Origin of the sequence: Streptomyces sp. NPDC058457 (assembly GCF_042720695.1) — a bacterium.
Taxonomy (GTDB): Bacteria; Actinomycetota; Actinomycetes; order Streptomycetales; family Streptomycetaceae; genus Streptomyces.
The window spans coordinates 43,664-55,566 of sequence record NZ_JBHXLU010000082.1 but is presented as its reverse complement, the minus strand read 5'-3'; the positions used below and the strand labels follow the sequence as shown (position 1 = coordinate 55,566).

Genomic DNA, 11,903 nt, shown 5'->3' with positions numbered 1-11,903 from the left:
CCGCCCGCCGAATCCTCACCGAACTGCTCCACGGGCAGAACGTGCTCCTCGCCGAACTACGGCAGGCCGACGCGTCCGCCGCACCCCTGCCCGCCGACAACCCGGTGAGTTCAAGGCTGGTCAAGTGACTCGCGCAGGTCGAGTCCCATGGGATTGTCCAGGGGAATGTCGCCCTCGCGCACCACGGCGTGGGTCAGCGGGCGCAGGAGCCGGGTGAGTTCGTCGGTCTCGCCGGTGGTCAGCGTGTCGTAGGCGGTGGCCGCCAGCTGGTCGGTTCGTTCCTCGATCCGGTCCTTGAGCTGGTGTCCACGCCGGGACAGCCGGTTGTCCTCCAGGAGCCCTCGCTGTTCGAGGGCGTCGTGTCTCGATGTCCACTCCACGGCGTCGAAGTCGCGTGCCGGCCCGTAGACATCGCGCGGGATCCCGCTCGCGGTCGCGTGAAGGACGTGTGACTCGCGGCCGCCGATCCCGGCGGCGAGCAGAGCCGCGACGTGACCGTCGCCGCGGTGTTCACGAAGAAGCGTCGCGGCGTGCCACAGTTGGGCGAGGGGCTCCTGAGGCACCGACAGGGAGCGGTTGGCGGCGAAGAGAGCCCTGCCTTCCAAGGGAGCCGACCGAGCGGCGCGCGTGGCAAGCTCCGCCGCCCGGGCCACCTCCGCGCCGTCGGCCGCGGGGCCGAGTGCCCGGCGGAGCGCACGCACCGATCCTCGTACGCGCGCCTGGAGGGCCTCGTTCGGCGGAGCAAAGCCCCAGGCCGCCGGCAGGGCGCGGCTCACCCGCGCGTGGGCGAAGTTGTAGAACAGCGCATGCACGACGTCGGCTCCGGCACTGCCCAGGGGAGCCGCCCGTCCGGCGAAGTAGCCCATCCAGAAGCCGCGGTAACCCGCCGCCCTGAACTCTTCCAACGGCTCCGGGGCGAAGTAGACGACGGCGTGGATCGGCTCGAGCAGCCGCCACAGGTCCCGGGCGACGCCGACCCGAGTGGGCATCGATGCTGGTACTGACATGGCTCCCTTCTACGCCTCGGTCGGGGGCTGTGTCCCGCGCATGGTGTGTCCGGCGGTTCGCCGCAGGCGGGAGTCAGCCGGCCAGGATCGGCAACGCCGGGCTTGTCGCAGGCCGACGGCCGTGAGTGCCAGGGCCAGGGGTCCCGGGGCGAGGAAGGCCAGCGGTACCAGCATCCAGGCGCACAGGGCCGCCGTCGCCGCCGCGAGGAGGACCAGGGCGCTGCCGCCCGGATCCCGTACGGCGTCCCGGGCGGCCTCGCGCACGGCGGCCCGCCAGTCGGTGAGGGACTCGGGGCGGGCGCACGCCCTGAGCCCCACGACCAGCGTGCCCGCGCCGATCACCGCGGCCACCACCGCGAACGGCACCGCTCCCGGCAGCCCCGCCCGGGCCAGCACCAGATCCGCGCCGAACAGCAGCGCACCGGCCAGGGCGACCAGGCCCGCCAGCGCGTCACCGGCCCGCAGCCGCCTTCGCAGGACCGTGAAGTACCTTCCGGCGGTGGCGGGTTGGTCGTCGGCCGCCCCGCGCAGGACCTCGCACGCGCTCGACAGCGCGGCCGGGGCCGTCACCAGCGGCAGGCAGGTCAGGGCCGTGGCGAGGCCGACGCTCAGCATGTCGGCGAACAGGGTCAGGCGCGGCCCGAAGACCTCGCCGGGTTCGCGGGTCTGCAGCCCGCTCATCCCTTCACCCCCGAACTGGCCATGCCCTCCACCAGGAACCGCTGGAAGGCGAGGAAGAACAGCACGATCGGCAGCAGGGCGATGACCGACATCGCGAACATCGGGCCGAACGCCGACTGGCTGGAGGAGTCCACGAAGGAGCTCAGGGCGAGGGTGAGCGTGAACTTGTCCGGGTCGAAGAGGTAGATGAGCTGGGTGAAGAAGTCGTTCCAGGTCCAGATGAAGGTGAAGATCGCCGTGGTGATCAGCGCGGGCCGGGTGAGCGGCAGGATCACGCTGAAGAAGCTGCGGAAGGGGCCGCAGCCGTCGATACGGGCGGCCTCCTCCAGTTCGCGCGGCAGGCCGCGCATGAACTGCACGATGAGGAAGACGAAGAACGCCTCGGTGGCGAGGAACTTCGGCAGGATCAGCGGCCAGTAGGTGTTCACCAGGCCGAGCCGGTTGAACAGGATGTACTGCGGGATCAGTACGACGTGGTGCGGCAGCATGATCGTGGCGATCATGAAGGCGAACAGCGGGCCGCGGAAGCGGAAGCGCAGCCGGGCGAAGGCGTAGGCGGTGAGGGAACAGCTGAGGACGTTGCCTGCGACCGCGCCGCCCGCGATCAGCAGCGAGTTGCCGAGCAGCCGCCAGACGGAGACGTCGTTCACGCCGCCGAAGGCGGTCTTGTAGGTGGACCATTCGAGGTGGCTGGGAAGGAGGTTGATGCTGGCTATCACCTCGTTCGCCGGCTTGAGCGAGGTCGCGAGCAGCCAGGCCAGCGGGTAGAGCATCACCAGCAGGGCGGCCACGCAGCCGACGTGCAGGGCGATCCGACGCCAGGCAACCGGCTTGCGGGGTACTGCGGTTGGCGCGGTGGTCGATACGGCGGTCATCGGTCCCCCTCGGAGGCGTAGAAGACCCACGAGCGTGAGGTCCGGAACAGCACCGCCGTGACGGCGGCGACGACCACCAGCAACACCCAGGCCATGGCGGAGGCGTAGCCCATGTGGGAGGCGACGAAGCCACGGTCGTAGAGGTAGAGGGTGTAGACGAGCGTCGAGTCGGCGGGGCCGCCCTTGCCGGCGCTCACCGCGAAGGCGGGGGTGAAGACCTGGAAGGCCTGGATGGTCTGGAGGACCAGGTTGAAGAACAGCACCGGGGACAGCATCGGGATCGTGACGGACAGGAACTGCCGCCATTTTCCTGCCCCGTCGCAGGCCGCCGCCTCGTACAGCTCGGCGGGGATCTGCTGGAGGCCGGCGAGGAAGATGACCATCGGGGCGCCGAACTGCCACACCGTCAGCAGGGCGACGGCCAGCAGCGCCCAGCCCGGTCGGTTCACCCAGCCGCCGGTGCCGAGCAGGTTGGGCACCGTGCCGCCGTCGTTGAAGACGGCCCGCCAGACGAGGGCGACGGACATGGAGGCGCCGAGCAGCGAGGGGGCGTAGAACGCCGAGCGGTAGAAGCCCTTGCCGCGCTTGATGGGCTTCAGGGCGAGGGCGACGAGGAGCGCGAGGGCCAGTTGCAGGGGGACGGCCATGGTCGGAGAACGACGTCCGCACCCGGATGTTCGGGTGCTGTTTCTCGAACAGGGCGACGGCCTGGTCGGTGCGCGCCGCCCGGTCGGGGTTGCCCCACCATGTGTAGCGCAGCACCACTTTGCCGCCGCCGACCGATTCCCCGGATCCTCCGCAGCCCGCCAGCACCGCGCAGAGCGCCAGTGCGAGGGCCGAGGCGCAGAACCCCGTTGTCCTGTGTTCGGGCATGCCGAGGTCACCTCGTCCTCTCCTCGGACTTCCTGACGGCCCCCCGCGATCCCCCCGGACCTCGGCTATTCGCCGGCGTAGGGGAGTGTCGTCCCCGGCAGGTCGTACTCGTCGCGCCGGCCGCACATCCCGAACCCCCCGAGCCGCGTGGGCGCGGTCTCGTGCGCGGTGGCCTCGGCGAGGTACGACGGCTCCTCGGCCAGCAGCGCGTCCAGCTGGGCTCCGGTGCGCTCGGCGGCGGCCAGCGCACCGGCCCGCCACAGCTCGCGCCAGTGGGGCACCTTGTCGCGCACCAGCCGGGCGGCGGCCCGCTGGAACCCGGCGTACGGTCCGTTGTCCCCGGCGACCAGCGCCTCGCGCAGACCGAGATACCCCTCGACGGCGAGGTCCCGGCGCCGCCGGGCGGCCTGCTCCACCTCGGCTCCGGTACCGGATGGCAACGTTGCCAAGGCCGCGTACCGCTCCGGGTCGGCGAGCACCTCGGGCGGGAAGGTGAAGACGGCGTCACCGGCTTCCGGCAGCCCGCTGTTCTGCATCAGCACGGTGATGCGCAGGTCACCGCCCTGAACCATGCGGTGCACGGTGCCCGGGGTGAACCAGGCGACGGAGCCGGGCTCCAGCGGGATGTCCCGGTAGCCGTCCGGGCTGAGCGTCTGCACGGCACCCCGGCCGCCGGTGACGACGTACGCCTCCGTGCACACCAGGTGCAGATGCGGGCTGCCGCCGCAGACGCCGTCGGCAGCCTCCCAGTCGTAGGCGCTGAGGTGGGACAGGCCGATGGCGCCGGGAAGCGGGTGCGGGAGGGCGGGCTTGGGTGTGTTCACCACGGCAGGCCCTCCAGATGGGCGGCGACGCGGTCGGCGTCCCAGGCGCCGTCGGCGAAGACGATCCGGTAGCGGTAGGCGAAGGACTCGCCGGGCGGCAGGCCGAACTCCTCGAAGAACGCCCAGGAGAACGCGGCCGTGGGGATCGGTTCCGCGCGTACGAACCAGTGCGACTCGTGGACCGGTGTCCGCCCGTCGAGGTTCTCGGGGGCGTGGGCGAAGACGATCGTGGAGTGCCCGTCCACCTCGTCGTGCTCTGCGGTGTACGCCAGCCAGGGGCCCTGGGTGCCCATCAGCTTCTCGGCGCCGGTGACGGAGTCCGGGCCGAACGCGGTGCCGCCGGTGAAGTCACGGGGCCCGCGCCACTGGAGTCCGGTGTATCCGGCCATCTCGCGGCCTTCGGTGGTGGGGGAACCGAAGGTCAGCGGTTCGTCGCGGACGTTGGTGAGATGGATCGACCAGTCGAGCGCCCAGGCGCCGGCCCGCTCGTCGACGGAGTGGACGGTGAGCCCGCGCACCTCCCGTGCCCACTCCGCGCCGCCGTGCTCCACCCAGGTCAGCCGCTCGGTGAAGGCGAACCGGTCGTCCGCGACGGCGAATTCGGTGAAGCCGTCGTGACGCATCGAGCCGACGCGCTCCGGCAGCACCTGGTAACCCCGGCCGTGGACGTAGGTGTTGCCGCCCCAGAAGTTCTGCCCGGAGAGATGGCTGGCCGTCATCTGGAGGCCCTTGTGCCAGCGGTGGTCGCTCGGCCGGTAGCCGGTGACGGTGCGGCCCGCGAGGGTGCGCACCGGGTGGGCGTACGGCTTGCGCGCCTCGTACGCCTCGGGGGCGGGGCGGTAGACGTAACGGAGGATCTCGGTGCCGTCCGGTGCCGCGACCGCGATGTGTTCGCCGTGGACGTGGCTGACGCGGATGCTCATGCGCGCTCCTCGGTGGGGGCCCAGTGGGGGTGGTCGCCGTGCATGGCTGCGTAGTAGGGGTCGCCGGGGCCGATCTCGCCCGCGTGCACGGGGTGGCCCGTGAACGCCGACTTGTAGAGCGCGGCCGCGAATTCGAGGGTGGCGCGGGCGTCCGGGCCGCTGCCCGGCGGCCGTACGCCTTCGTCGTGGGCGTCGAGGAGTACGCCGAGCTGGGCGGTGTGCGAGCTGGGCACGTCCTGGTCAGGGGTGCGCCAGGCGGTGGCGCGGTCGGCGGGGACGTGCGGGGCCGGGGTGTAGACCCAGTCCGCGTTGCGGTGCCCGTAGAGGTGGGTGAGTTCGACGGTGGCGTCCGCGCAGTCGACGCGGATGCGGCTCACCTCCTGCGGGGAGAGCACGCTGTTGACGACGGTGGCGAGCGCGCCGTTCGCGAAGCGGACGAGGGCGGTGGAGACGTCCTCGCTCTCGGTGTCGTGGACCAGGCGGGCGGCCATGGCGCGGATCTCCGTCCAGGGGCCGAGCAGGTGCAGCAGCAGGTCGTACTGGTGGATGCCATGGCCCATGGTGGGCCCGCCGCCCTCACTGGCCCAGGTGCCGCGCCACGGTACGGCGTAGTAGGCGGCGTCCCGGTGCCAGGTGGTCTGGCAGTGCGCGACCAGCGGGGCGCCCAGCCCGCCGCCGGTGATCAGCTCACGGGCGTGCACGGCGCCGGAGCCGTAGCGGTGCTGGAAGACGACGGAGGCGTAGCCGCCGGAGGCCTCCTCGGTGGCGGCGATCTCGTCGTACTCGGCGAGGGACAGGCACAGCGGCTTCTCGCACAGCACCCAGGCACCGGCCTTGAGGGCGGCGGCCGTCTGCTCGCGGTGCAGGGAGGGGGGTGTGCCGACGAGGACGAGGTCGGGGCGTACGGCGTCCAGCATGGCGTCGACCGAGGTGTACCCGGCGACCTCGCCGCCGGCGAGCTTCCGGAAGGCGTCGAGGCGGGTCCGGTCGACGTCGACCGCGGCGACCAGCTCGGTGCGGTCGGCGTGGGCGGTGAGGGCGGGCAGATGGCTGCCGCTGACGATCGCGCCGGTCCCGATCACGGCGACGCGACGGCGGTTCGGGTGGGGGGACATACGGTCCTCCTAGGAGTGCCGGGGACCAAGACGCCGAGAAAGCGCTTGCTCTCGGAGGGACCCTAGATCCGGAGGAATGTCAGGACAACCCCCCGCGCAGCGATGGCGGAAAGAAGCCCTTGGAGAGGTCTTGTACCTCTTTGTCCGCACCGGGCACGGGTGAACGCCGGCCGTCCTGATGGCGGACGGCCGACGCTCTGTGCGGACCGGGACGCGCGGATGCCCAGGCTGAACGTCCCGGCCGTGGCGAGGGCGGTGGGTCAGTCGCCCACCTGCACCACCACCGTCGCCCCGGCGCGCACGGTCGGCGTGGCGTAGGTGTACGTCACGCCGTTCACCGTCTTGGTGCGTGCCCGCTGCGGGACGCCGTTGACCTCGATCTTCTTGTGGACGCCGGGGAAGCGGGCCTCCCAGCGGTAGGCGCCGCTGTGCGCGTTGTCGGTCAGCATGGTCTTCGTCGTGCCGTCGTGCCGGACGGTGACCGTGTCCTTGCCGACGGGCACGTCAGCAGCCTGGAGCCAGCCCATGCCGGAGGGCAGCCGGGACTGCGTGGTCACCGTGCGGTCCGCGGCGTCCGGCGCGATGCCCATCAGCCCCTGGATGGTCTGGCTGACCAGGGTGAACGACACCTCGGGATAGTCGCCGTCGGGGCCCTGGCTGGAGTTGACGTGCTGGATGTCCCGCTCGCCGTAGATCTTCTTCATCCACGCCCAGGCCGTGTCGTTGCGGTTGTTGTTGAAGAACATGTCGGGCAGGTACGTCGTGGACTCGATGTTGGGCGAGCCCTGCGGTCCCAGTTCCTGCGCCTGGATGTAGTCGAGGTAGGCGTCGTTGCGCGGGCCGGGGTCGATGATCTGCTTCATCGGCATGAAGACGCTGTTCTCCTTGCCCCAGCCGGTGACCGGGGTACCGGAGACGGTGTAGGCGCGGACCATGTCGGCGCCGCTTCCGGTGCCGCTCCAGGTGTCATTGAAGTACGTCTTCAGATCGGCGGCCCGCCGGTCGTACGTCCTGGCCAGCTTGGTGTCGCCCTTGCCGCGGGCGAGCACGGCCATCGCCAGGTACGCCTGGTACTCGGTGGCGATGGTGTCCCCGGCCTCGGCGAGGTCGTCGCCGTCCTGCTCGTTGTAGCTGGCGGCGCCGGCGAAGATGCCCTGGCCGGTGCCCTCGGCGACCTTGACCCTGCCGTTGTCCTTGGCGGAGTTGTGCAGGTCGATGAACTGGTCGGTGGCGTGCCGGTAGAAGTCCCAGAGCACCGGGTCGTCGACGTATCTGCGGTCGCCGGTCCAGAGGTAGGCCTGGGCGGCCTTCTCGACGAGTTCGAAGACGGCCGGCACCTCACGCACGAAGTTGTCCGGGCTCTTGTAGTCGATGCTCAGGTACGTCTTGGCGTCGAAGTTGAGGGACCACACCGGGAAGTACTTGTGCTCGGCGGTGGCCGACGCCGCGTAGGAGCGGAGCATCGTCTCGTTCTCGGTGTCGAGGCCGAGGAGGTGGGCGCCGGCGAGCTGATGGGTCATGTCACGGGAGTAGTAGGCGCTGCGGTTGGCGTATCCGGCCCAGTAGGTGGGCTCGTACGTCGCGGTGCCGGTGCCGCCGGTCTGGTACTCGTCGACGTTGACCGGGCCGGTGGTGCCGGGCAGTTGCACCCAGCTGTTGGCCTTCTTCTTGGCCCAGGCGAACATCTCGGCGACCTCGGGATCCGACGAGGTGACCTCGGGGTCGGCGGGCGCGGCCGGCGAGATCATCAGGTCGTCGGCGTTCACCCAGGCGCTGCCGGAGCCGAAGGCGATCTCCAGCCGGTCACCGGTCTTCAGCCGGACGTTGCTGATGGTGTACCTGGCATAGCCGGCGTGCTGCGGCAGGTCGACCGTGCCGACGGTCTCGCCGTTGCGCCGGATCGTGTACGTGCCGCCGGTCCCGGCGCTGCCGATCCACGCGGAGAAGTCGTAACTGCCGTTGCGGGGCGCGACGATGGTCTGTTCGGCGCTCTTGCCCGCGCCGGCGTCGAGGTAGAGGAAATGGGTTCCGCCGTGGCGGTTGCCGGTGCCGACGCCGGTGCCCGGGCCGAAGGTCCAGCCCGCCCCGCCGTTCTCGAAGCCCGGGTCGTCGATGGCGAGTTGGGGGGCGGTGGAGCCGGTGCCGGACGCGGGGGCCGCGCCCTGTCCCGGCGCCGCCGTGGCCGACAGCGCGGGGGCCGTCGACATGAGAAGGGCAACAGCGGTGAGCAGCACGAGTCTTGAGGGCTTCATCGGGACTCCCGGTCTTCGGTGACGGCGGGTGGGGCGGCCGAGTGGCCGCAAGTTAGCAGGGGCCGATGAGGCGGTTCAATGGTCATGCGGAAGAAACATGCAAGACACGCAGTTCACATGCGATCCAGAAGAGAAAGCCGCTCTGAAAGTTTTCACTCGTGTCTTGCAAGTGGGACTGGACGCTTGCTAGCTTCCAGCCGCGTCACGCGTTCGTCGCACATGACCGTCCGTGACGAGCGGGCACGTATCATCGACGGCCGGCACACGGGTGACGGAGGGAACCGCATGAAGGTCGGCATCACCGAGGTCGCGATCCGGGCGCAGGTGAGCGAGGCCACGGTCAGCCGTGTCATCAACCGGCGCCAGGGCGTGTCGCGCAAGACCCGCGAGGCGGTCGAGCAGGCGATGGCCGACCTGGGGTACGAGCGGCAGACACAGGGGCACCTCGTCGCGGTCATCACGGAGTTGGTGTCCAACCCGTTCTTCGCCGACGTCTGCGAGCGGATCGAGTCCACCCTCGCCCCGCACGGACTGAAGACGATCCTGTGCCCGTGCTTCCCCGGCGGGGTACAGGAGCTGGACTTCCTGACGTCCCTCGCCGACCGGGGTGTCGCCGCCGTCGTCTTCCTCTCCGCCAGCAACACGATCGAGGGCGCGGACCCGCAGGCGTACGAACTGCTGCGCTCCCGACGGATCCCGTTCGTCGGGGTCAACGGCCAGTTCGAGGGCGGGGACGAGGCGCCGGTCTTCTCCACCGACGACCTGCTGGCCGCCGAACTCGCCGTCGACCACCTCTACCGGCTCGGTCACCGCAGGATCGGCATGGCGTCGGGCCCGGTCGGCAACCGTCCGGCCGACCGCCGGGTCAGCGGCTTCGTCGCCTCGCTCGCCCGGCGCGGCGTCGAGGACCCGGAGCAGTGGGTGGTCCGGCAGTCGTACACCGTCGAGGGCGGGCAGTCCGCCGCGATCTCGCTGCTCGGCCGTGGCGCCACGGCCGTCGTGGCCGCCAGCGACTACATGGCGCTGGGCGCGATCCGCGGCGCGCGCCGCCAGGGGTACGACGTCCCGGGCGACGTGTCGGTGGTGGGCTACGACGGCGCCATGATCATGGACTTCGTCGACCCCCCGCTCACCACGGTCCGCCAGCCGGCCGACCGCCTGGCCTCGGAAGTGGCGCGCAGCATCATCGCCCTGGTCGGCAACCGTGACGTCCCCGTCGGCGAACTCCTCTTCGACCCCGAACTGGTGATCCGCGCGAGCACCGCGCCGCCGAAGCAGGAGTAAGCGGATCGGATCCCTTCCGACTCATCGGATCTATAGGCACTGACACGTAACTCACGCGCGTCGACACGCCGGAAATACCCGGGTAGTCGACGGCCATTGGCATTAACTCGCACATTCATCGGATGTTTCGTCGCTCACGGATGCTCCGGAGGGGCTATGTCGCGGTTCGTGTTTCTAGGAGTGGCACTCGCGTTGCTGGGAGGTGGTGGAGCCGGTCCCGTCGCCGCGGCACCGAAACCGTCGGCGCCCGTGGTGGTCGACGTGAACGCCTACGGTGCGGATCCCACCGGCCGGACGGACTCGGCGCCCGCGGTCACCGCCGCGCTGCGGCACGCCAAGAGCCTCCACCGGCCGGTCCGGATCGTGTTCGCGAAGGGCACTTACCAGCTCTATCCCGAACGCGCCGAGACGCGTGAGCTCTACGTGTCCAACACCGTGGGCGCCGACCAGCGTTACCGGGACAAGAAGATCGGGCTGCTCATCGAGGACATGCACGACGTCACCGTCGACGGCGGCGGGGCGGAGCTCGTCTACCACGGCCTCCAGACGGCGTTCGCGTCGATCCGCTCCACGAACGTGACCTTCACGGACTTCTCCTTCGACTACGCGGCCCCCGAGGTCGTCGACGCGACCGTGGCCGGCGCCGGCGTCACCGACGGGCACGCCTACCGCGTCCTGTCGATCCCCGCCGGCAGCCCCTACCAGGTGAACGGCACGCACATCACCTGGCTCGGCGAGACCAGTCCGGCCACCGGGCAGCCGTACTGGTCGGGGCTCGACGGACTCCAGTACACCCAGATCCACGACCCCGAGGCGCAGCGGACCCGGCGCGGGGACAACCCGCTGTTCAACGATGTCGCCTCGGTTACCGACCTGGGCCACCGCCGGATCCGGATCGACTACACCACCTCGGCACGGCCTGCGGACGCCGGGCTCGTCTACCAGATGCGCAACATCGAGCGGACGGAACCGGGCGCGTTCATCTGGCAGTCGAAGAACGTCACCCTGCGCAAGATGAACGCCTTCTATCTTCAATCCTTCGGCGTGGTCGGGCAGTTCAGCGAGAACATCACGATCGACCAGGTGAACTTCGCACCGGATCCGGCGTCCGGACGCTCCACGGCCTCCTTCGCGGACTTCGTGCAGATGTCCGGCGTCAAGGGGAAGGTCTCGATCACCAGGAGCGTCTTCGACGGTCCCCAGGACGACCCGATCAACATCCACGGCACCTATCTGGAGGTCGTCGGGAAACCCGGGCCGTCCACCGTCACCCTCGCCTACGAACACCCGCAGACCGCCGGTTTCCCGCAGTTCGCCCCGGGTGACGAGGTCGAGTTCACCGACAAGCGCACGATGACACCGCTGACGGACGCGCACGCGGTGGTCACCGCGGTCGACGGGCCGAGCGGCATGGACCACGACAAGTCCCTCACCACGATGACCGTCACCTTCGACCGGCCGGTCCCGGCCGGGACCGAGATCAACGGCACGGTCGTCGAGAACATCACGGCCACCCCGTCGGTCGTCATCTCGCACAACGTGTTTCGCAACGTCCCGACCCGCGGTGTGCTGGTCACCACCCGCAAGCCCGTCCTCATCACCGACAACCGGTTCGACGGGATGTCCATGGCGAGCATCTACGTCTCCGCCGACGCCTACCAGTGGTACGAGTCAGGTCCGGTCACCGACCTCACGATCCGCGGGAACACCTTCACCCGGCCCACCGGCCCGGTCATCTTCGTGGAGCCGACCAACCAGGTCGTCGACCCGGCACACCCGGTGCACCACGACATCAAGGTCGAGGACAACAGGTTCGACATCGGTGACGTCACGGTCGTCAACGCCAAGAGCGTCGGCGGGTTCGCGTTCACGGGCAACACCGTGCGCCGGCTGGACAAGGCCGACGCACCGCCGTACGCCTCGCCGCTGTTCGTCTTCCACGGCAGTACGGGCATCCGCATCGCCCACAACCACTACGACAAGGGGCTGAACACCTCCGTGGTCACGGACTGAACCGGGCAGCTCCCCGGCGGACGACCCGGCGCCGCAAGCCCCGAAGGGGCCGGCCG

General features: G+C 70.2%; 9 protein-coding genes and 2 pseudogenes. 3 read left to right on the top strand and 8 right to left on the bottom strand.

What is annotated here, in order from left to right:
- Window positions 1–128 (top strand): annotated as a pseudogene (locus ACFWPS_RS41635) (transcriptional regulator); the annotation flags it as partial.
- Here the strand turns inward: ACFWPS_RS41635 and ACFWPS_RS41630 are convergent.
- The 8 genes and pseudogenes from ACFWPS_RS41630 to ACFWPS_RS41595 form a co-directional block, all read right to left on the bottom strand.
- The gene (locus ACFWPS_RS41630; RefSeq protein WP_383715841.1) at window positions 111–1,007 is read right to left on the bottom strand and encodes a MarR family transcriptional regulator; all 897 of its coding nucleotides are present in this window, start codon (window positions 1,005–1,007) and stop codon (window positions 111–113) included. The pseudogene ACFWPS_RS41635 and the gene ACFWPS_RS41630 overlap by 18 nt on opposite strands.
- A gap of 9 nt (window positions 1,008–1,016) precedes the next feature.
- Window positions 1,017–1,688 (bottom strand): hypothetical protein, encoded by a 672-nt coding sequence (locus ACFWPS_RS41625; protein WP_383715838.1) that lies wholly within the window; start codon window positions 1,686–1,688, stop codon window positions 1,017–1,019.
- Entirely contained in the window at window positions 1,685–2,563 is an 879-nt protein-coding gene (locus ACFWPS_RS41620) for a carbohydrate ABC transporter permease (RefSeq protein WP_383715835.1), read from the bottom strand. Before ACFWPS_RS41620 ends, ACFWPS_RS41625 begins: the two co-directional genes overlap by 4 nt.
- Window positions 2,560–3,210 (bottom strand): annotated as a pseudogene (locus ACFWPS_RS41615) (carbohydrate ABC transporter permease); the annotation flags it as partial. The gene ACFWPS_RS41620 and the pseudogene ACFWPS_RS41615, both read right to left, overlap by 4 nt.
- A gap of 291 nt (window positions 3,211–3,501) precedes the next feature.
- Window positions 3,502–4,263, bottom strand: coding sequence for a cupin (locus ACFWPS_RS41610; protein WP_383715833.1), 762 nt, complete (start codon window positions 4,261–4,263; stop codon window positions 3,502–3,504).
- A complete protein-coding gene (locus ACFWPS_RS41605) occupies window positions 4,257–5,183 on the bottom strand; it encodes a PmoA family protein (protein ID WP_383715831.1) in 927 nt (308 codons plus the stop codon). The genes ACFWPS_RS41610 and ACFWPS_RS41605 overlap by 7 nt, the downstream gene beginning before the upstream one ends.
- Complete coding sequence (locus tag ACFWPS_RS41600; protein WP_383715828.1) at window positions 5,180–6,298, bottom strand: Gfo/Idh/MocA family protein; 1,119 nt, start codon at window positions 6,296–6,298, stop codon at window positions 5,180–5,182. The genes ACFWPS_RS41605 and ACFWPS_RS41600 overlap by 4 nt, the downstream gene beginning before the upstream one ends.
- A gap of 260 nt (window positions 6,299–6,558) precedes the next feature.
- Window positions 6,559–8,550 (bottom strand): hypothetical protein, encoded by a 1,992-nt coding sequence (locus tag ACFWPS_RS41595; RefSeq protein ID WP_383715825.1) that lies wholly within the window; start codon window positions 8,548–8,550, stop codon window positions 6,559–6,561.
- A 285-nt stretch (window positions 8,551–8,835) separates the two neighbouring features.
- Here ACFWPS_RS41595 and ACFWPS_RS41590 point away from each other — a divergent pair, with 285 nt between their 5' ends.
- Together ACFWPS_RS41590 and ACFWPS_RS41585 are read left to right on the top strand one after the other, a co-directional pair.
- A complete protein-coding gene (locus tag ACFWPS_RS41590) occupies window positions 8,836–9,834 on the top strand; it encodes a LacI family DNA-binding transcriptional regulator (protein ID WP_383715822.1) in 999 nt (332 codons plus the stop codon).
- Window positions 9,835–10,083: 249 nt separating this feature from the next.
- On the top strand, window positions 10,084–11,847 hold the full coding sequence (locus ACFWPS_RS41585; RefSeq protein WP_383715820.1) for a right-handed parallel beta-helix repeat-containing protein: 1,764 nt from the start codon (window positions 10,084–10,086) through the stop codon (window positions 11,845–11,847).
- The last annotated feature ends 56 nt before the right edge of the window (window positions 11,848–11,903 follow it).

Bases quoted from the DNA above. Each gene is read 5' to 3' on its own strand.
- ACFWPS_RS41620 (WP_383715835.1), bottom strand. From the start codon at position 2,563: ATGACCGCCGTATCGACCACCGCGCCAACCGCAGTACCCCGCAAGCCG.
- ACFWPS_RS41625 (WP_383715838.1), bottom strand. From the start codon at position 1,688: ATGAGCGGGCTGCAGACCCGCGAACCCGGCGAGGTCTTCGGGCCGCGC.
- ACFWPS_RS41595 (WP_383715825.1), bottom strand. From the start codon at position 8,550: ATGAAGCCCTCAAGACTCGTGCTGCTCACCGCTGTTGCCCTTCTCATG.
- ACFWPS_RS41630 (WP_383715841.1), bottom strand. From the start codon at position 1,007: ATGTCAGTACCAGCATCGATGCCCACTCGGGTCGGCGTCGCCCGGGAC.
- ACFWPS_RS41605 (WP_383715831.1), bottom strand. From the start codon at position 5,183: ATGAGCATCCGCGTCAGCCACGTCCACGGCGAACACATCGCGGTCGCG.
- ACFWPS_RS41600 (WP_383715828.1), bottom strand. From the start codon at position 6,298: ATGTCCCCCCACCCGAACCGCCGTCGCGTCGCCGTGATCGGGACCGGC.
- ACFWPS_RS41590 (WP_383715822.1), top strand. From the start codon at position 8,836: ATGAAGGTCGGCATCACCGAGGTCGCGATCCGGGCGCAGGTGAGCGAG.